The organism is Cellulomonas chitinilytica, assembly GCF_016862675.1.
GTDB lineage: Bacteria > Actinomycetota > Actinomycetes > Actinomycetales > Cellulomonadaceae > Cellulomonas > Cellulomonas chitinilytica.
This window is the reverse complement of sequence record NZ_BONK01000013.1, coordinates 67,951-87,233: the sequence shown is the minus strand read 5'-3', so window position 1 is coordinate 87,233 and position 19,283 is coordinate 67,951. Positions and strand designations below refer to the sequence as shown.

Here is a 19,283-nt window from a genome sequence, read left to right as displayed (position 1 = left end):
CCGTGCTCCGACCCGCGTCCCGGCCCCGCGCACGTGCGTGCACCCGCCGCGCCCCGCCCCTACGTTGGCGACATGACCACGTCCCCGGAGCAGGGCACGAGCAGCGCGCTCCTCACGGACCGCTACGAGCTCACGATGGTGGAGGCGGCCCTGCGGGACGGCACCGCGGACCGCAGGTGCGTGTTCGAGGTGTTCACCCGGCGCCTCCCGCCGGGCCGGCGGTACGGCGTGCTGGCCGGCACCGGGCGGCTGCTGGAGCTGCTCGACGCGTTCCGGTTCTCGACGGCCGAGCTCGACTGGCTCGCGGACGCCCGGGTCGTCGACGACGCGACGCTCGACTTCCTCGCCGGCTACCGGTTCACGGGCTCGATGGTCGGGTACGCGGAGGGCGAGGTCTTCTTCCCGTCGTCGCCCGTGCTCGTCGTCGAGGGCACGTTCGCGGAGGCGGTGCTCCTCGAGACGCTCGTGCTGTCGGTCCTCAACTACGACTCGGCCGTCGCGTCCGCCGCGTCCCGCATGACGAGCGCCGCCGTCGACCGGCCGTGCCTCGAGATGGGGTCGCGCCGCGCCCACGAGGAGGCGGCCGTGGCGGCCGCGCGCGCCGCCGTCGTCGCGGGCTTCGCGGGCACGTCGAACCTGGAGGCCGGCCGCAGGTACGGGCTCACGACCATCGGGACGGCCGCGCACGCGTTCACGCTCCTGCACGACGACGAGAGCAGCGCGTTCGCGGCCCAGGTCGCCGCGCTCGGCACGGGCACGACCCTGCTGGTGGACACCTACGACGTCCGGCGCGGCGTGGCGAACGCTCTCGCGGCCGCGGGGACCGGGCTCGGGGCGGTGCGGCTCGACTCGGGCGACCTCGGCGTGCTCGCCCAGGAGGTGCGCGCCCAGCTCGACGAGGCCGGCGCCCACGGGACGAGGATCACGGTGACGTCGGACCTGGACGAGTACGCCATCGCTGCGCTCGCCGCGGCCCCGGTGGACGCCTACGGGGTGGGCACGTCGGTCGTGACGGGGTCGGGAGCGCCGACGTGCGGGATGGTCTACAAGCTCGTCGCGCGGCAGGGCCGCGACGGGACGCTCGAACCGGTCGCGAAGGCGTCGCGGTCGAAGGTCAGCGTCGGGGGCCGCAAGGCGGCGGCGCGGCGGAGGGGCGGCGACGGGCGGGCCGTCGAGGAGGTCCTGGTCACCGGGCCCGACGAGCGGGTCCTGGGCTGGACGCCCGACGGGGACGAGCTGCGTGCGCTGCACGTGCCGCTCGTCGCGGACGGGGTCGTGGACCGGGGCTGGACGGGGGCGTCGGGGGTGGCCCGGGCCCGGGATCGGCACCGCGCCTCGCGGGACGAGCTGCCGCGGGGGGCGCGACGGCTGTCGGCCGACGAGGCCGCGGTGCCGACCGTGACGCTGCGGCTCGGGGACTGACGGGGACCCGCAGCGTCGAGACGGGACCGCTCGCGCGGCGGGGCGGGCCAGGGGTGCCCGCCCCGCCGGCGGCGGCCCGGTCAGACCCGGCTTCGGCCGCGTCCCACCAGCCCGAGGATCAGGCTGACGACGAGCACGATCACGCCGATCCAGATGAGGAACGAGCCGATGTTCGTCGCGACCCCGAGGACGAGGAGGACGACACCGACGAGGATGAGGATGAGCCAGGCGGGCATGGGTTGACCTCTTTCTGCATGGTCACCGAGACGGCGTCCGGGGGGACCCGGGGCCGGTTGGGCACACCACGAGATTTGCAGCGGTCGGCGCGGTCGGCACGTCGAGGGCGAAGTTGCGAGTTCCCGCCGCGGTGTTATGTGGTCACGCGTCCAAGGCTCTGACCTGCGACGACGTCGGCCGAGGTCTGCGTCCACCATGTGAGACGGGGCTTGTGCGCGGACGGTCGTCAATGCATCGGCCAATGCTCACGAAGCGCTCAGCGCTTGCCGACGAACCATCCCCGGAGCATGTCCACGCGCGCGGTCAGCTGGTCCGGGTCGGCCAGCGCCACCTCCGGACCACCGCACCGCCGGCGCAGCTCGTTGTGCACCGACCCGTGCGGCTGACCCGACCGGCGCGACCACGCACCGACCAGCTGCGCGAGCTCCTTGCGCAGCTCCGCCTGCTTGCGGTGGTCCATCGCCGCCAGGTCGGCCGCAGCAGCCGCCGACGCCGCCCGGCGCTTCCCGCTCTGCTGGTCCGCCTGACGCTGCCGCAGCAGCGCCGACACCTGGTCCGCGTCCAGCAGGCCCGGCAGGCCCAGGAAGTCGAGCTCCTCCTCCGAGCCCACCTCCGCGCCCGTGCCGAACTCGCCGCCGTCGAACAGCACCCGGTCGAACGACGCCTGCGCCTCGAGCGCCTCGAACGCGCCCTGCTTGCCGTCGGGCCCGAGGGCGTCGGCACCGTTGCGCTCGGAGTTCGCCGCCGCGAGCAGCGCATCCTCGGGGTTGTAGTCGAGCCCCTGCTCCTCCGCCGTCTTCGGGCGGTCGAGCGCGTGGTCCCGCTCCAGCTCCATGCTGTTCGCGAGCGCGAGCAGCTGCGGCACGGACGGCAGGAAGACCGACGCCGTCTCGCCGCGGCGACGGGCCCGGACGAACCGCCCGACGGCCTGCGCGAAGAACAGCGGCGTCGCGGTGCTCGTCGCGTACACACCGACCGCGAGGCGCGGCACGTCGACCCCCTCGGAGACCATCCGGACCGCGACGAGCCATCGGGAGTCCCCGGCGGAGAACGCGTCGATCCGGTCGCTCGCACCGTCGTCGTCGGACAGGACGACCGTCGGCGACTCGCCCGTGAGGCGCGCGAGGTGGCCGGCGTAGGCGCGGGCGTCCGTCTGGTCCGTCGCGATGATCATGGCGCCCGCGTCCGGCACCGCACGGCGGACCTCGGTGAGCCGGCGGTCCGCCGCCGCCAGGACGCTCGGAATCCACTCGCCGTTCGGGTCGAGCGCCGTCCGCCACGCCTGCGACGTCATGTCCTTGGTCAACGGCTCGCCCAGACGCGCGCTGACCTCGTCGCCCGCCTTGGTCCGCCACCGCATCGAGCCGGAGTACGACAGGAAGATCACGGGACGGACCACGTGGTCGCGCAGCGCGTCCCCGTAGCCGTACGTGTAGTCGGCGACGCTGCGACGGATGCCCTCGCGGTCGGCCGCGTACTCGACGAACGGGATGGCCGCCGTGTCCGAGCGGAACGGCGTGCCCGTGAGCGAGAGCCGCCGGGTGGCGTCCTCGAACGCCTCCCGGACCGCGTCGCCCCACGACAGCGCGTCACCGCCGTGGTGCACCTCGTCCAGGATCACGAGCGTCGGCGCGGCGGTGGTCCGTGCCGCGTGCAGCGCCGGCTTGCTCGCGACCTGCGCGTACGTGACGGCGACGCCGTCGAACCCGTGACCGTGGCGGCCCTGCGCGTTGCTGAAGTTCGGGTCGAGCGTGATGCCCACCCGCGCCGCGGCGTCCGCCCACTGCCGCTTAAGGTGCTCGGTCGGCGCGACGACGGTGACCCGGCGGATCACCCGGGCCTCGAGCAGCTCGGTCGCGATCCGCAGGGCGAACGTCGTCTTGCCGGCACCCGGCGTGGCGACCGCGAGGAAGTCGCGGGGCTCACGCGCCCGGTAGATCTCCAGCGCCTCGGCCTGCCACGCGCGCAGCTTGCCCGCAGTCCCCCACGGCGCACGCGACGGGAACGCCGGCGGCAGGTGGGAGGCCGCCGACGACGACGCGTGGCTCGAGGTGAGGGAGGACGGGCGCGGGGTGGCCGTCACTTGGCCGACGAGCCGCGGCCGAAGCCCCAGCGACGTCCGCCGGAACCCCCGGAGCCTCCGGACCCGCCGGAGCCGCCCGACTCACCGCCGGCCCCGTCGCCGTCCTGCGGCTCACGCAGGCCCTCGTAGATCTCCTTGCAGACCGGGCAGACGGGGAACTTGTTCGGGTCGCGACCCGGCACCCACACCTTCCCGCAGAGCGCGACGACGGGCCGGCCGCTCAGCGCCGACTCCATGATCTTCTCCTTGCGCACGTAGTGCGCGAAGCGCTCGTGGTCGCCCGGCTCGACCTGCTCGTGGGTCTCCTGGCGCTCCAGGACGCTCGTCGAGGTGCCCTGGTCCGGGCCGGACGGGTCGTCGGGTCCGGTGCTCGGCGGGAAGGGCTCACTCATGGCGACGAGTGTACGTCGGAGGTCCGACGCGACCCGGGGCCGCGCCGGTGTGCGGACCGCCACGACGAGCCCTACAGCCCCTGCCACGCGGGCTTCGCGGCGAACGTCTCGCGGTAGTAGTCGGCGAGCTGCAGCCTGCTCGCCGCGGCGTCGTCGACGAGCACCGTGACGTGCGGGTGGTGCTGCAGGATCGTCGCCGGCCACATCGCGCTCACCGGACCCTCCGCGAGCTGGTGGACCGCCTCGGCCTTGCCCCGGCCGGTCGCGAGCAGCACCAGGTGGCGCGCGGACATGATCGTCGCGAGCCCCTGCGTCAGGCAGTGCGTCGGCACCTGGGCCAGGTCGCCGCCGAAGAACCGCGCGTTGTCCTCCCGGGTCTGCCGCGTGAGCGTCTTGATGCGCGTCCGCGACGCGAGCGACGACCCCGGCTCGTTGAACGCGACGTGGCCGTCGGTCCCGATGCCGAGGATCTGCAGGTCGACACCGCCCGCGTCGACGATGGCCTGCTCGTACGCCGCGCACGCGCCGACCACGTCCGACGCGAGGCCGTCAGGCCCCTGGACGGCACCGGGCGCGAAGTCGACGCGCGAGGCGATCTCCTTCTCGATGACGTTCCGGTACCGCTCGGGGTGGTCCGCCGGCAGGCCGACGTACTCGTCGAGCATGAACGCGCGCGACCGCGCGAACGACAGGCCACCCTCGGTGTGCCGCCGCGCCAGCTCGTCGTACACGGCGAGGGGGCTGGACCCCGTCGCGAGTCCGAGCACGGCGTCCGGACGGTCCCGCAGCAGCCGCTCGACCGCGTCGGCCGCGATCCGCGCGAGCCGCTCGGCGGGGGCGATGACGACCTCCATCAGGCACTTCCCTCCCGGCTCCAGACCGTCACGGCTGGGCTCCTCGTCCGACGATCGCAGCGCCCAGCGCCCCCACAGGGACACCGACCGGTGTCAGCGTGACGCGCTCGGACAACCGCACCGTACGCAGGAACGGCGACGCCTGGGCCTCCCGGTCCAGCTCGCCGCGCACCGCGCGCAGCAGCGGCTCCCCGAGCGAGCTCACGCCCCCGCCGATCACCACGTGCCGCACGTCGCACGTCAGGACGAGGATGCGCACCGCGGACGCGACCGCCCACGCGAACTGGTCACGCAGCGCGACCGCGTCCGGGTCCCCGGCCTCGGCCGCGGCGAAGACCTCGGCCGGCGAGGGCAGCCCCTGCCGGCTCGGCCATGCCGCGTCGAGCGCGGAGCCCGACGCGTACTGCTCGAGGCAGCCGAGCTGGCCGCACTTGCACGGCAGCCCGCCCGGGACGAGCGTCAGGTGGCCGATCTCCCCCGCCGCACCCCACGCGCCGCGGCGCAGCCGCCCGTCGAGCAGCAGCCCCGCGGCGACGCCCGTGCCGAGCGCGAGGAACCCGATGTCCTGCGCCTGCGGGCCCAGCGCGTGCGCGGAGCCGACGACGGCCACGTTGAGGTCGTTCTCCACCCGCACGGGGACCGTCCCGCCGAGCGCCTCGGCGAGCATGGTCGCGAGCGGGACCCTCCCCTCGATGCCGAGGTTCACCGCGTGCTCGACGGTGCCGTCCGCGGCGCGCACCACGCCCGGCAGGCCGATCCCGACCCCGGCGAGGTCGTCGACGGCCACGCCCGCCCGGGTCGCGAGGGTCTGGACCGCCGCGACCGCACCGGCGACGACGCCGTCCGCGCCCGGGACGGTCGCCGCGAGGATCTCGTGACGGACGTACCCCTGGGCGTCGACGACGACTCCCAGCACCTTGGTGCCGCCGACGTCGAGCCCGATCGTCAGCCTCTGGTCCTGTGCCACGTCAGCCCTTCACCGCTCCGGCGACGAGGCCCGACGTCATCTTGTTCTGGACGAACAGGAAGAAGACGATGACCGGGATCGCGATGAGCGCCGCACCGGCCATGACGACACCCCAGTCGGTGGCCCGGTTGGCCTCGACGAGCCCCTGCAGCCACAGCGGCAGGGTGCGCTGGGACGGGTCGGTCATGACGACGAGCGCGAGGGTGTACTCGTTCCAGGCCTGCAGGAACCCGTACACGCCCGCGGCCACGAGGCCCGGTGCGAGCAGCGGGAACGTGATGCGGAAGAACGCACCGGTGCGCGACAGGCCGTCGACCATGCCGGCCTCTTCGAGCTCGATCGGCACGCCCTGCACGAAGCCGCGCAGCATCCAGATCGTGAACGGCAGGATCGCGGCGATGTACACGAGCGCGAGCCCGGCGACCTTGTTCACCAGGTGCCAGCCGTCGAGCATCTGGAACTGCGAGATGAACAGGCCCTCCGCGGGGATCATCTGCACGACGAGGATCGTGAGGATGAACGCCTTGCGGCCGCGGAACCGGAACCGGCTGACGGCGAGCGCCGCGAGGAACGCGAAGATCAGCGCGGCGACCAGGACGAGCACCACGACGGACAGCGAGATGCGCATCGCGGCCCAGAACGTGGGGTCGTCGAGCACCTGGCGGAAGTTCGCCATCGTCCCGCCGAACGGCAGGAACGTCGGGTCCGGCGCCTGCAGCTTGTTCAGCGGCAGGAACGCGCTGTTGATCATCCAGTAGATGGGGAACACCCAGACGACGGCGATGACCACGGCGACGACGCCCCAGGCGCGGCGCCCGGCCGACGAGGCCGCGGGGCCGTCGCCGTGGCGGGCCTTCGTCGGGCGGACGGGCTGGTCGGCCGCGTCCGTCATGGCGGGCTGGGCGGGCGTGGCGAGCGTGCTCACAGCTCGTCCTCCTTGAGCATCTGCCGGATGTAGAACCCGGTCAGCGCGAGGGTGATGACCAGCATGATCGTGGCCAGGGCCCCCGCCGTGGAGAACTCCTTGGCGTAGGAGTAGATGAGGGTGCCGAGCAGGTTGGTGTCGCGCGTCGGCGCGCCCGCCCGCTGGAGCACGTAGATCTGCGTGAAGACCTTGAGGTCCCAGATGACCTGCAGGAGCAGGACGACGGACAGGACCGGCCGGACCATCGGCATCGTGATGTTCCAGAACCGCTGACGCGCGGACGCGCCGTCGAGCTGGGCGGCCTCCATCGTCTCCTCGGGGACCTGCAGCAGGCCCGCGTAGACGGAGAACGCGACGAACGGCACGGACATCCACACGACGATGACGGTCGCGACGAAGTAGAACGACAGCGGCTGGATGATCCACGAGTGGTGGGCCATGCCCTCGAGGCCGAGGACGTTGCTGAGCACCCAGTTGATGGCGCCGTACTGCGAGTCGAACAGCCACTGCCACACCGTCATCGACGCGAGCACGGGGGTGCCCCACGCGAGGAGCAGCGACACCTGCAGCGTCATGCGGGCGGCCTTGCCGACGCGGTTCATGAGCACGGCGAACGCGATGCCGATCACCATCGTGACGGCGGCGTTGACGAGGCAGAACGCGATGGAGCGGGCGATGACGGTCCACACGTAGGGGTCCGTCAGGAGGTCGACGTAGTTCTGGAGGCCGACCCACTCAGCGGGCTGGCCGAACTGCTGACGCAGCCCGTACTCCTGGAAGGAGATGACGAACTGCCGGACGAGCGGGTAGCCGAGGGCCACCGCCATGAGGATGCTGGCGGGGACCAGCAGGCCGTAGACGCCCAGCTTGGGCCGCCGGCGGCGGAGGGTCGTCGTGGTGCCGTCGCCCGGCACCTCGAGGGTCGTGACTGCCATTCGAGGGGCTCCTGTCTGGTGGTGCCGGTCGGGCTGCCGTGATGGGCAGCCCGACCGGCACCCGGATCAGGTGGCGGGCCGGTGGTCACCGGCCCGCCGGTGATCAGTTGAGCGCGTCTTCGATGAGCTTGTCCGCGTCGGCCGCGGCCTGCTTCACGTCGGCGCCCGAGGCCACCTTCTGGAAGAAGTCCTCGAGGATGCGGTCGCCCTCGACGGTGGCCCAGTTCTCGGCCGCCGGCGTGAGCTTGGCGTTGAGCGCCGCCGCGACGGCCGCCTTGGCGTAGACGTCGTCACCCATCGAGGTGGCGTACGACGAGTTGCCCGGGATCAGGCCGTTCTCGCCGAGCTGGTTCTGGAACTCGCCCGAGAAGATGATCCGCAGGAGGTTCTTGGCCAGCTCCGGGTGCTTCGACTTCGCGGCGACCGCGATGTTCGAGCCACCGGCGAAGCCCGTGGCGACCTTGTCGGCGGTCAGGCCGGGGAGCGGGAAGATCCCGGTGTGCTCCTCGTTGCAGGCCTGCTGCTCGCCGAGCAGCGCCTTTGCGGCGTCGGACTTGTCGTCCGCCGCGACGCCCTTGTTGCACTGGGGCAGGTCGATGCTCCAGCGCGCCCAGGTCGGCGCCGAGAACATGGCGGCCTGGCCGGCGTTGAAGGGCACCCACGGCTCGTTGGAGTCGGAGTCCGCCGGGGCGTGCGTGGCCGTCTTGAACAGCGTCTGCACCTCCTCGAGGCCCTTGAGCGACTTCTCGCTCGACAGGCCGCCCTTCCACGTGCCGCCCTCGTACGTGGCGAGGTCGCCGCCGTTCGTGTAGATCCAGGCGGCGCCGTTGTACCAGTCCTGGCCGGGGAACCAGAAGCCGGACACCGCGTCCGTCTGGAGCTTCTGCGCGACGGTCGTGAAGTCGGCGAGCGTGGTCGGGACCTCGACGCCGGCGGCCGCGAACGCGTCCTTGTTGTAGAACACGGCGCGGGCACCCGAGTAGTAGGGCACCGAGTAGAGCTTGCCGTCGGCCTTGCCGGCCTCGACGAAGCCGGGGAGCAGCTTGTCGCCGCCCAGCTCGTCGTACATGCCCGTGATGTCGGCGAACGCGCCGGCGTACGTGAAGGTCGGCGACTGCGTGTTGCCGATCTCGACGACGTCGGGCGTCTGGTCCTCGGACGCGAGGGCCGTCTGGAGGCGCGGGACGAGGCCGCTCCAGTCCTGCTCCTCGATGACGAGCTTCGAGCCCGGGTTCTCCTTCTCGAAGGTCGTCGTCAGGTAGTCACGGAGCGCCTGGGGCGTGTCCGTGCCGTTGAGCCACAGCTTGATCGTGGCGGCCTCAGGGGTGCCGTTGTCGCTGGGCTGGTCGGAGGTGTCGTCGCCAGAAGAGCAAGCGGTCAGCGCCAGTGCTGCCGCCACGCCGACGGCGGCGAAACGTAGGATCTTCACGTTGGGGTTCCTCCCGTGAGCGAGGCGTTCGCCGGACGGCGACGCCGGGTGGTGATTCCGACTGCAGTCGGTCGGCTCGGGGTCGTCACGTGACCCCGAGCTGACCTGACAGGACGAGGACCGCCGCACCGGCGAGAGCCCCGTCCTCGTCCAAGGAACCCATCCGCATGTCCAGTCCCTGCCCGATGACTGGCATGGTGCGTGCGCGGAGGGTGGTGAGCGCCGATTCCCGCAGAGGACCGTCCAGCAGCTCCGGGGGCCCAGAGAGCAGGACCTCGGCGAGGTCGAGCGCGGAGACGACGGGCGCGAGTGCGATCCCGAGCAGTCGTCCGACCGACGCCAGTGCGGCGTCGGAGTCGTGAGGGGCGAGCCCCTGGGTGCGGCGGCGCAGGGCCGGCACGCTGAGCACCGTCTCGAGGCAGCCCACGCGCCCGCAGGCGCACTCGTGCGGCATCTCGTCGCGCGAGTCGTCGTCGACGACCGTGACGTGCCCGATCTCGCCGGCGGCGTGGTGCCGGCCCCGGACCAGGGCGCCGTCGACGACGAGCCCGGCACCGACGCCCTCGCCGACGGTGACGACGATCGTGCCGCCGCCGGCTGCCTGGCCGTACGTGAACTCACCGAGCGCGCGGGTGTTGGCGTCGTTGCCGACGTGCACGGGCACGTCGAGGCGGTCCGTGAGGAGAGCCGCGAGCGGCACGCCGTACCAGCCGCGGTTGGGGGCCTGGACGACGACGCCGTCGGGGTCGATGACACCCGGCGACGCGATGCCGATGCCGAGCACCGGCCGGTCGGCGGCGGTGAGCAGGTCGCGGCAGAGCGCCTCGAGCAGGTCGACGGCCCGCTCCCCCGTCTGCCCGTCGAGCGGGACCTCGCGGCGGACGACGACGTCGCCGACGATCGACAGGACGCCGCCGAGGATGCGCGTGTCGCTCGTGAGGTCGACGGCGACGATCTGGAACGCCTCGGTGCGCATCGCGACGAGCGTGGCCGGCTTGCCGACCTTGCCCTCGATGCGCAGCCCCTGCTCCTCGACGAGGCCCTCGGCGATGAGCTCGGCGACGAGGCCCGAGACGGTGACGCGGGTGAGGCCGGTGCTGCGGGCGATGTCGGCGCGGGAGGCGGCGGTCGCGTGGAAGAGGTGGCCGAGGACGAGCGAGCGGTTGTGGGCCCGGGCGTGCTCGGGGAGCACCTTGCCCGTCGGCCGCAGTGCCCGGCCGACTCCTCGCCCGGTTCCCGCGGGCGGCGCCGTCGTCGCTCTCATGTTTGTTAGTAGAACTTCCTTATTAATCGAAGTCAACTCTCTGCGGTGACCGTGATCACATCGTGACCGTGCGTTCACACGATCGACTCATGGGACGAATCGGGCGGCCGCGGCGCGGCGACCAGCGCGTTCACCGGAACGCCGACGAACGCCCGTACGTTGCGTGGACATGGAACTGGGTCTCTACACGTTCGGCGACATTCACCCCGATCCGGTCACGGGCGCACCCACCTCCCCCGCCCAGCGCCTCCGGGACGTCCTCGAACGGATCCGCCTCGCCGAGGAGGTCGGCCTGGACTACGTCGGGATCGGCGAGCACCACCGCCCCGACTACGCGATCTCCTCGCCGTCGACCGTCATCGCCGCCGGGCTCGCGCAGACGTCCCGCATCACCGTCGGGTCGGCCGTCACCGTGCTGTCCACCGAGGACCCCGTCCGCGTCTACCAGCAGTTCGCGACCATGGACCTCTACTCCGGCGGCCGTGTCGAGCTGCTCGCCGGACGCGGCTCGTTCATCGAGTCCTACCCCCTGTTCGGGGCGTCCCTCGACGACTACGACGAGCTCTACGACGAGAAGATCGGCCTGCTGCTCGCCCTCGACGAGGCCGAGCGCGTCACCTGGTCGGGCCGGTTCCGCCCCCCGCTCGAGGACGCCCTCGTCCTCCCCCGGCCGTCCGACAAGCCCGGCCTCGGTTCGCGCCTGCGGATCGCGGTCGCGACCGGCGGCAGCCCCCGGTCCTCGGTCCGCGCCGGGGCCCTCGGGCTGCCCGTCAGCTACGCGATCATCGGCGGCCGGCCCGCGTCGTTCGCCTCCCTCGTGGAGACGTACCGGCTCTCGTTCTCGCACGCCGTGAACCCGCGGCCCGACGGGCCGTTCGTGTCCGTGGCCGGCATGGGGTTCCTCGCCGACGACGGCCGCGCCGCCCGCGAGTTCTTCTACCCCTACTGGCGCGAGTCGATGGCCCGCATCGCGGCCGAGCGCGGGTTCTCCCAGCCGAACCGGATCGCGTTCGAGTCGCAGGCCGCCCGCGGCGGCGCCTACTTCGTCGGGCAGCCCGAGGAGGTCGCCGAGCGGATCGTCGAGCTGCACGGGGTGCTCCGGCACGACCGGCAGGCGTTCCAGATGGACCTGTCCGGGGTGCCGCAGCGCGAGTCGCTGCACGCGATCGAGCTGCTCGGCACGCAGGTCGCGCCGCTCGTGCGGGAGGCGCTCGGGAGGGCCTCGGCCTGAAGGCTCAGGACTGCGCGAGCAGCCCGCTCGTGCGGCGGTCGACGAGGACCCACGTCGAGATCCCGAGCACCGCCGCGACGAGGACCACCGACGGCCACGCGCCCAGGTGCGGCGCGAGCAGGTGCGACGCGACGAAGCACAGCGCCCCGATGACGACGACCGCGACCGTCCGGGCCGGGCCGGCGGGGCGCCACGCGCGGACCGCGCACCACGCGACGCCCGCGAGCAGGACGATCCCGCCGAGCGCGCGCACGCCGGTCGACTGGGCGACGGCGAACCCGACGACGAGGGTGAGGGCGGCGATCACGGCGGTGGGGAGACGAGGCACGCCCACACCCTAGGCACACCGCCGCCCAGGTCCGGACGTCCCGTGCGACCCCCTCGTGCGGCGCACTAGGTTGGACGCGGCCACCCACTCGCGCGCAGCCGCGGGCCGCCCACCCGTCACAGAGGGAGTCCTCATGCCCACGCCACCCGTCGACGCGACCAGCACGAGCGCCTGGCAGGACCTCAGCACGCACGAGTCGACGCTGCACGCGGACCTGCGCGGCTGGTTCGCCGCGGACGCCGGACGGGCCGAGCGCCTGTCGTTCCCGCTGGCCGACCTGCACGTCGACCTCTCGAAGAACCTGGTGACGGACGAGACGCTCGCGCTGCTGGTCCGCCTGGCCGACGAGGTCGGGCTCGCCGACCGGGTGCAGGCCCAGCTCCGCGGCGACCACATCAACGTGACGGAGGACCGTGCGGTCCTGCACACGGCCCTGCGTCGGCCGGCCGGCGCGCAGCCGCCGCTCGTGGTGGACGGCCAGGACGTGGACCACGACGTGCACGAGGTGCTCGCGAAGGTGTACGCGTTCGCCGACACGGTGCGGTCCGGCGAGTGGACGGGCGTCACGGGTGAGCGGGTGCGCACGGTCGTCAACATCGGCATCGGCGGGTCCGACCTCGGCCCGGTGATGGCGTACGAGGCGCTCAAGCCGTACGTGCAGGCCGGCCTGGAGCTGCGGTTCGTGTCGAACATCGACCCGACCGACCTGGCCGAGAAGGTCAAGGACCTGGACCCGACGACGACGCTCTTCATCGTCGCGTCGAAGACGTTCGGCACCCTCGAGACGCTGACGAACGCGCGGCTCGCCCGGGCCTGGCTGTGGGAGCAGCTCGCCGCGGCGGGGCACCTCGCGGACGACGACGCGGCCCGCACGGACGCCGTCGCGAAGCACTTCGTCGCCGTCTCGACGGCCCTCGACAAGGTCGCCGCGTTCGGCATCGACCCGGCCAACGCGTTCGGGTTCTGGGACTGGGTCGGCGGCCGCTACTCGGTGGACTCCGCGATCGGCACGTCGCTGGCGATCGCGATCGGGCCGGACGGCTTCCGCGACTTCCTCGCGGGCTTCCACGCGGTCGACGAGCACGTCGCGACCACGCCGTTCGACCGCAACGTCCCGGTGCTGATGGGGCTGCTCAACGTCTGGTACGTCAACTTCCTCGGCGCGCACACGCACGCCGTGCTGCCGTACGCGCAGTACCTGCACCGGTTCGCGGCGTACCTGCAGCAGCTGACGATGGAGTCGAACGGCAAGTCGGTGCGCTGGGACGGCACACCCGTCACGACGCAGACGGGCGAGGTGTTCTGGGGCGAGCCCGGCACGAACGGCCAGCACGCGTTCTACCAGCTCATCCACCAGGGCACCCGGCTCATCCCTGCCGACTTCATCGCGGTCGCGAACCCGGCGCACCCGCTGAAGGACGGCGGGACCGACGTCCACTCGCTGTTCCTCGCGAACTACTTCGCGCAGACCAAGGCGCTCGCGTTCGGCAAGACGGCCGACGAGGTGCGGGCCGAGGGCACCGCGGAGGAGATCGTGCCGGCGCGGGTGTTCTCCGGGAACCGCCCGACGACGTCGATCCTCGCGCCGTCGCTCACGCCGTCGGTTCTGGGTCAGCTCATCGCGCTGTACGAGCACATCACGTTCGTGCAGGGCGTCGTGTGGGGCATCGACTCGTTCGACCAGTGGGGCGTGGAGCTCGGCAAGAAGCTCGCGACCGAGATCGCCCCGGCGGTCGAGGGCGACGCCGCCGCGCTCGACGCGCAGGACCCGTCGACGAAGGCGCTCATCGCGAAGTACCTCGAGCTGCGTCACTGACGCAGCCGCGACGAGGGGCGTCGTCCTGCCGTTCGGCGGGCGGCGCCCTTCGTGCGTCCCGGCTCGTCACGGCGGTCGACGCAGTCACCGCAGCGGCCGGGAAAGTCTGGACCGGTCGAGATCGTGTGAAACCTCTCATATCCGACCCAGAGAGGGTCGACCCGTGGTTCGGTGTCATGGCAAACGCTTACCAACCCACGGAGGCCTCATGACATCGCGTCGCACCACCCACCTACGACAGACCGTCGCCCTCGCCGTCGCCGCCGTCCTCGGCGCCACGGTCGCGGTCGCGGTCGCACCGTCCGCCTCCGCCACCACGCCCGACGGGTCAGCCTGGTACGTGCTCGTCAGCCGCAAGAGCGGGCTCGCGCTCGACGTGAAGGGCGGCTCGACGTCCGACGGCGCCGCCCTCGTCCAGACCACCCGGACCGACGCCACGTCGCAGCAGTTCCGGTTCGTCTCCGCGGGCAGCGGCTGGTACGAGCTGCAGAACCGCGGCTCGGGCAAGGTCGTGTCCGTCAGCGGCGGCAGCACGAGCGACGGCGCCGCGATCGTCCAGCAGACCGACGCGAGCGCGACGAACCAGCAGTTCTCGCTCGTCGACCAGAGCGACTACGTGCGGCTCGTCAACCGCAAGTCGTCCAAGGTCGCCGAGGTCGCCGACGCGTCGAAGTCCAGCGGCGCGGCGATCGTCCAGGGCACCGACGCGAAGTCGTACCACCAGCAGTGGCAGCTCGTGAAGGTCGGCAGCGGCGGGACACCGACGTCCACCGCGACGACCACCCCGAAGCCGACCAGCTCGCCGACCCCGACGAGCAGCCCGACGAGCAGCCCGACGTCGAACCCCGGCACGTTCCCGTCCTGGCCGTCCGCCAAGGGTGAGAAGAAGGTGTCCAGCACGATCTCCGTCAGCGGCACGTTCGACGGCGGCCTCGTCCGCTACTACGGCCTGTCCTCCGACGGTCAGAGCGAGTCCCAGCCGCCGATGTTCCTGCTCTCGGACGGCGCCGTCCTGAAGAACGTCATCCTCGGCAGCGGCGCGGGCGACGGCGTCCACTGCACCGGCACCTGCACGCTGCAGAACGTGTGGTGGGAGGACGTCGAGGAGGACGCCGCCACCCTCAAGGGCAGCTCGTCGTCGCAGGTCATGACCGTCGACGGCGGCGGCGCGAGGTCGGCGTCGGACAAGGTGTTCCAGCACAACGGCCCCGGCACGTTCGTCATCAGGAACTTCCAGGTGTCGGACTTCGGCAAGCTCTACCGCTCGTGCGGCAACTGCAAGACGCAGTACGCCCGCTCGGTCGTCGTCGAGAACGTCCAGGTCACCGCGCCGGGCAAGGCCCTCGTCGGGATCAACCCGAACCTCGGCGACAAGGCGAAGCTGTCCGGCCTCACGATCGTCGGCGACTCGTCGAAGAAGATCTCGATCTGCGACCAGTACAAGGGCGTGACGTCCGGCGAGCCGTCGAAGATCGGCAGCGGCCCGAGCAGCGCCTGCCAGTACGACCCGTCGGCGATCGCCTACAGGTGACACCTCGCCGCTGACCGACGGCGCCGTCCTGGGGACTCCTCGGGACGGCGCCGTCGCCGCGCTCAGGACGCGAAACGCTCCGCGCGCTCGACGACCCGGCCTCGGCGCTCGTCGGCGTCCCACGTGTAGACCGTGCGGCCCTCGATGAGGACGTGCTCCGCGCGCGAGTCGATGTCCAGCGGGTCGCCCGACCACACGACCACGTCACCGTCACGGCCCGGCTCGAGGGCACCGATGCGCCCGTCGAGGTCGAAGAAGGACGCCGGGTTCGTCGTGAGCGCCTCCAGGGCGGTCTGCCGCGGCAGGCCGTCACGGACCGCGAGCGTGGCCTGGTGCACCAGGAAGTGGATCGGCACGACCGGGTGGTCGGTGGTGATCGCCACGCGGACGCCGGCCGCCGCGAGCGTCGCGAGGTTCGCGATCGCGCGGTCGCGCAGCTCGACCTTGGACCGGCTCGTGAACAGCGGCCCGAAGATCACCGGCACGTCCCGCTCGGCGAGCACGTCCGCGATCTTGTGCGCCTCGGTGCCGTGGTTGACGACGAGCCGGTAGCCGAACTCGTCGGCGAGCCGCAGCGCGGTCGCGATGTCGTCGTGCCGGTGCGTGTGCTGGTCCCAGACGAGCTCGCCGTCGAGCACCCGGACGAGGGCCTCGAGGTGCAGGTCCGGGGCGAACGGCTTGCCCTCGGCTACCGCCGCCGCGCGGCCGGCCGCGTAGTGCCGGGCGCGGCCGAACGCGTCGCGGATGACGAACGCGGTGCCGAGGCGCGTGGACGGGAGCTGCTTGCGGTCGCCGTAGACCCGCTTCGGGTTCTCCCCCAGCGCCGACTTCACGCTCACCGACGCCGAGATGACCTGCTCGTCGACCGTGCGGCCTCCCCACGTCTTCATCGCGACCGACTGCCCGCCGATCGGGTTGCCCGACCCCGGCTTGACCACGACGGACGTGATGCCGCCCGCGAGCGCGTCCCGGAAGCCCTCGTCCTCGATGTTCACGGCGTCGACCGCCCGCACCCCGGCGGTGTTCGGCGTGGTCATCTCGTTCGTGTCGTCGCCGGCCCAGCCCTGCGACTCCTCGTGGATCCCGACGTGGCCGTGCGCCTCGACGAACCCGGGCAGCACCCACCGCCCGGTCGCGTCGATCACGTGCGCGCCGGACGGCACGGCGACGTCGGCGCCGACGGCGGTGATCCGTCCGTCGGTGACGACGACCGTGCCGCCGTCGATCGGTGCGGAGGAGACAGGGACGACGTGGCCGCCGGTGATCGCGACGACGTGGGGCGTGCTGGCATCAGGCATGGACCCACCGTAGGCGGGCCCGCCCCGGGTCAGCGCGGGGTGCAATACAGGGCCGCCACCTGGCCGGAGCCGGTGCCCTGGAACCCGAAGTCCGTGTGCTGTCCGACGGCGAGCGTGCCGTTCCAGGGCGCGTTCGCGAACTGCAGCGGGTCGCCCGTCATCGTCTGCTGCGCGCTCCACGCGTTCGCGACCTTGCCGTCCGGCAGGGAGAAGTTGACCCACCAGCCGGTGATCGGGCCGTTCACGGCGGTGACCCGGAGGCTCGCGACGAACCCGCCCGGCCACGTGCTGGCGAGCGTGTACGTGGCGATGCAGCCGGGGGTGCCCGGCGGGGGCGTGGGCATCGTGTACGTCGGGCTCGGGGTGGGCGTCGGGGTCGGGGTGACGGTGGGGGTCGACGTGGGGGTCGGCGTGGGGGTCGGCGTCGTCGTCGGGGTCGTGCCGTCGAGCGCCGCCTTGAGGGCGGGGTACCAGCGGTCGGCCATCTTCACGATGCCGGCGTCGTTCGGGTGCACGCCGTCGCCCGTGTCCGTCGACGGGACCCAGCCGGTCCACTGGTCGACGACCGTGACGGGCGACGCCGAGGTCGTCAGCCCGGCCGCCCACCCCGGGATCGCCGCGTTGAGCGCCGTCGTGCGCCCGGGGCACTCGGCGCACGAGGACGGCGCGACGGGGATGATCTGCGCGACGAGGATCTTCATCCGGGGGTTGCTCGCCCGCATCTGGTTCACGAGCGTCGTGTACGCGGCGAGGATCTGCTGGGTCGAGATGTTGCTCCACACGTCGTTCGTGCCGAAGTGCATGACGACGACGTCGGGGTGGGCCGACGACAGCCAGCCGACGAGCTGGTTCTGCGCGGCGACGTTCGTGACGAGGTAGCCGCCGTGGCCCTCGTTGTCGCCGTCGTAGGTGAAGCCGCACCCCTGCGCGGGCAGCGTGCCGACCATGTCGATGTTCGTGTAGCCCGTCTGCTGGAGCTTCTGCCACAGCAGCGCCCGCCAGCAGCCCGGCGAGCCGGTGATCGAGTCGCCGAGGGCCATGATGCGGACCGGGTCCGCCGCGGACGTGGGGCCCGCGAGCGCGAGCGCCCCGCCGACGAGGAGCGCGAGCGCGGCGAGCACGCCTGCGAGTCGACGCGTGAGGCCGGTCGTCGGTCGGGTCGTCATGGGGTCCCTCCGGGGCGCGTGGGGGCGGGCGTCGTCGCCCGGCGGCGGGCGGCGGCCCGCCACCGCCGAGCGTGGCGGGCGGGCTCGCGACGGGCACGGCGGTGAAGCGTTTCGACGGCGTGAGAAGGTCGAGCCATGGCGGAGGTGGTGCGGGCCCGGGTCGACGCGTGGACGTGGGCCGTACGGCTGTTCCCGACCCGGTCGGCGGCCGGTGCGGCGTGCCGGGCGGGCCACGTGCGCGTCAACGGCGACCGCGCGAAGCCAGCCACCCAGGTGGTGCCCGGCGACGAGGTGCACGTCCGTGGCGGCGCGCGCGAGCGGATCGTGATCGTGCAGCGGACGATCGTGAAGCGGGTCGGCGCGGACGTCGCCGTGGCGTGCTACCTCGACCGCTCCCCCGCCGTCGTGCCCCGCGAGCAGGTCGTCGTCGCCGGGCAGCGGGACCGCGGCGCGGGCCGCCCCACGAAGCGCGACCGCCGGCTCATCGAGAAGCTCCGCGGGCACTGACGCTCACGAGACCGGCGTGACCGCCTCGGCCGGCAGGATCCCGAGCCGCGCCTCGAGCGCCATCGCGTCCACCGGTGCGCGCACCTTCAGGTCGTTGTCGAAGTAGACGAACACGTCCCGGCCCGCCGTCGCCGGCGCAGGCGGGGCCAGCCGGCGGGCGTCGGCCGGCTCGCCGCCGTCCGCCCACGCCCGGATCCTGGCCGCCCACCGGTCGAGCGCGGCGTCGTCGTACCCGCTCGTGTAGAGCTCGGTGTCGCCGTGCAGCCGCACGTAGACGACGTCCGAGGTGACGTCCTCCAGCACCGGCCAGCGACCCGCCGTGTCGGCGACGACCAGGCCGACGTCGTGCGCCCGCAGCAGCTCGACGAACTCCGGGCGCTCGAAGCTCGCGTGCCGGACCTCGATCACGTGCCGCAGCGGACGGTCCGCGTCCGTCGTGGTCCACGCCCGGTCCTCGACCCGGTCGTCGTGCTCCGCCGCGAGGGCCGCCGCGGCGGTCGTCGTCCGGGGCAGCAGGTCGAAGAACCGGGCCAGCCGGTCCGCGTCGAACCCGAGGTTCGGCGGGAGCTGCCACAGCACCGGGCCGAGCTTCGGGCCGAGCGCCAGCATCCCGTTCGCGAGGAAGTTCACGACCGGCATCCGGACGTCGGCCAGCTTCTTCATGTGCGTGACGAACCGCGGCCCCTTCACGGAGAAGACGAACCCGTCGGGAGTCTGCGCGGCCCACGCCTGGTAGCTCTCGGGCCGCTGCAACGAGTAGAACGACCCGTTGACCTCGATCGACGTCATCCGGCGGGACGCGAACGCGAGCTCGTCCTTCTGCGGCACGCCCTTCGGGTAGAACACGCCGCGCCACGGCGGGTACCGCCAGCCCGCGATGCCGACCCGGATCGTCACG

At 72.6% G+C, this 19,283-nt stretch carries 18 protein-coding genes; 5 read left to right on the top strand and 13 right to left on the bottom strand.

The window, feature by feature from the left end; translation table 11 throughout:
- Window positions 1-72: 72 nt before the first annotated feature.
- Complete coding sequence (locus Cch01nite_RS17645) at window positions 73-1,422, top strand: nicotinate phosphoribosyltransferase (protein ID WP_203757802.1); 1,350 nt, start codon at window positions 73-75, stop codon at window positions 1,420-1,422.
- Window positions 1,423-1,502: 80 nt separating this feature from the next.
- Here Cch01nite_RS17645 and Cch01nite_RS17640 read toward each other — a convergent pair whose 3' ends face one another.
- From Cch01nite_RS17640 to Cch01nite_RS17600, 9 genes are all read right to left on the bottom strand, one after another.
- Complete coding sequence (locus tag Cch01nite_RS17640; RefSeq protein ID WP_203757801.1) at window positions 1,503-1,658, bottom strand: hypothetical protein; 156 nt, start codon at window positions 1,656-1,658, stop codon at window positions 1,503-1,505.
- A 257-nt stretch (window positions 1,659-1,915) separates the two neighbouring features.
- Window positions 1,916-3,742 (bottom strand): DEAD/DEAH box helicase, encoded by a 1,827-nt coding sequence (locus Cch01nite_RS17635; protein WP_203757800.1) that lies wholly within the window; start codon window positions 3,740-3,742, stop codon window positions 1,916-1,918.
- Window positions 3,739-4,134: a DUF3039 domain-containing protein gene (locus Cch01nite_RS17630; protein ID WP_203757799.1), complete on the bottom strand. Its 396-nt coding sequence runs from the start codon at window positions 4,132-4,134 to the stop codon at window positions 3,739-3,741. Before Cch01nite_RS17630 ends, Cch01nite_RS17635 begins: the two co-directional genes overlap by 4 nt.
- A gap of 71 nt (window positions 4,135-4,205) precedes the next feature.
- On the bottom strand, window positions 4,206-4,988 hold the full coding sequence (gene nagB / locus Cch01nite_RS17625; protein ID WP_203757798.1) for a glucosamine-6-phosphate deaminase: 783 nt from the start codon (window positions 4,986-4,988) through the stop codon (window positions 4,206-4,208).
- 28 nt (window positions 4,989-5,016) lie between these two features.
- Window positions 5,017-5,955, bottom strand: coding sequence for an ROK family protein (locus tag Cch01nite_RS17620; RefSeq protein ID WP_239070908.1), 939 nt, complete (start codon window positions 5,953-5,955; stop codon window positions 5,017-5,019).
- Window position 5,956: 1 nt separating this feature from the next.
- Window positions 5,957-6,880: a carbohydrate ABC transporter permease gene (locus tag Cch01nite_RS17615; protein ID WP_239070906.1), complete on the bottom strand. Its 924-nt coding sequence runs from the start codon at window positions 6,878-6,880 to the stop codon at window positions 5,957-5,959.
- Window positions 6,877-7,815, bottom strand: a complete 939-nt coding sequence (locus Cch01nite_RS17610) for a carbohydrate ABC transporter permease (protein WP_203757797.1) — start codon at window positions 7,813-7,815, stop codon at window positions 6,877-6,879. The genes Cch01nite_RS17615 and Cch01nite_RS17610 overlap by 4 nt, the downstream gene beginning before the upstream one ends.
- Window positions 7,816-7,918: 103 nt before the next feature.
- Entirely contained in the window at window positions 7,919-9,244 is a 1,326-nt protein-coding gene (locus tag Cch01nite_RS17605; RefSeq protein ID WP_203757796.1) for an extracellular solute-binding protein, read from the bottom strand.
- Between the two features lie 85 nt (window positions 9,245-9,329).
- The gene (locus Cch01nite_RS17600) at window positions 9,330-10,508 is read right to left on the bottom strand and encodes an ROK family transcriptional regulator (RefSeq protein WP_203757795.1); all 1,179 of its coding nucleotides are present in this window, start codon (window positions 10,506-10,508) and stop codon (window positions 9,330-9,332) included.
- Between the two features lie 169 nt (window positions 10,509-10,677).
- On the opposite strand from Cch01nite_RS17600, the gene Cch01nite_RS17595 reads away from it, so the two are divergent.
- Entirely contained in the window at window positions 10,678-11,739 is a 1,062-nt protein-coding gene (locus Cch01nite_RS17595) for an LLM class flavin-dependent oxidoreductase (protein ID WP_203757794.1), read from the top strand.
- A 4-nt stretch (window positions 11,740-11,743) separates the two neighbouring features.
- Here Cch01nite_RS17595 and Cch01nite_RS17590 read toward each other — a convergent pair whose 3' ends face one another.
- Window positions 11,744-12,067: a hypothetical protein gene (locus Cch01nite_RS17590; RefSeq protein ID WP_203757793.1), complete on the bottom strand. Its 324-nt coding sequence runs from the start codon at window positions 12,065-12,067 to the stop codon at window positions 11,744-11,746.
- A 133-nt stretch (window positions 12,068-12,200) separates the two neighbouring features.
- Here Cch01nite_RS17590 and pgi point away from each other — a divergent pair, with 133 nt between their 5' ends.
- Window positions 12,201-13,883 (top strand): glucose-6-phosphate isomerase, encoded by a 1,683-nt coding sequence (gene pgi, locus Cch01nite_RS17585; RefSeq protein WP_203757792.1) that lies wholly within the window; start codon window positions 12,201-12,203, stop codon window positions 13,881-13,883.
- Between the two features lie 208 nt (window positions 13,884-14,091).
- Window positions 14,092-15,414, top strand: a complete 1,323-nt coding sequence (locus Cch01nite_RS17580; RefSeq protein WP_203757791.1) for a pectate lyase — start codon at window positions 14,092-14,094, stop codon at window positions 15,412-15,414.
- Window positions 15,415-15,476: 62 nt separating this feature from the next.
- On the opposite strand, the gene Cch01nite_RS17575 is transcribed toward Cch01nite_RS17580, so the two are convergent.
- Window positions 15,477-16,712, bottom strand: a complete 1,236-nt coding sequence (locus Cch01nite_RS17575) for an amidohydrolase (RefSeq protein WP_203757790.1) — start codon at window positions 16,710-16,712, stop codon at window positions 15,477-15,479.
- A gap of 29 nt (window positions 16,713-16,741) precedes the next feature.
- The gene (locus Cch01nite_RS17570; protein ID WP_203757789.1) at window positions 16,742-17,878 is read right to left on the bottom strand and encodes a GDSL-type esterase/lipase family protein; all 1,137 of its coding nucleotides are present in this window, start codon (window positions 17,876-17,878) and stop codon (window positions 16,742-16,744) included.
- A gap of 135 nt (window positions 17,879-18,013) precedes the next feature.
- Between Cch01nite_RS17570 and Cch01nite_RS17565 the strand changes: the two genes are divergently transcribed.
- On the top strand, window positions 18,014-18,385 hold the full coding sequence (locus Cch01nite_RS17565) for an RNA-binding S4 domain-containing protein (protein ID WP_203757788.1): 372 nt from the start codon (window positions 18,014-18,016) through the stop codon (window positions 18,383-18,385).
- 3 nt (window positions 18,386-18,388) lie between these two features.
- Here Cch01nite_RS17565 and Cch01nite_RS17560 read toward each other — a convergent pair whose 3' ends face one another.
- Complete coding sequence (locus tag Cch01nite_RS17560; protein ID WP_239070903.1) at window positions 18,389-19,282, bottom strand: DUF72 domain-containing protein; 894 nt, start codon at window positions 19,280-19,282, stop codon at window positions 18,389-18,391.
- Between the last annotated feature and the right edge of the window lies 1 nt (window position 19,283).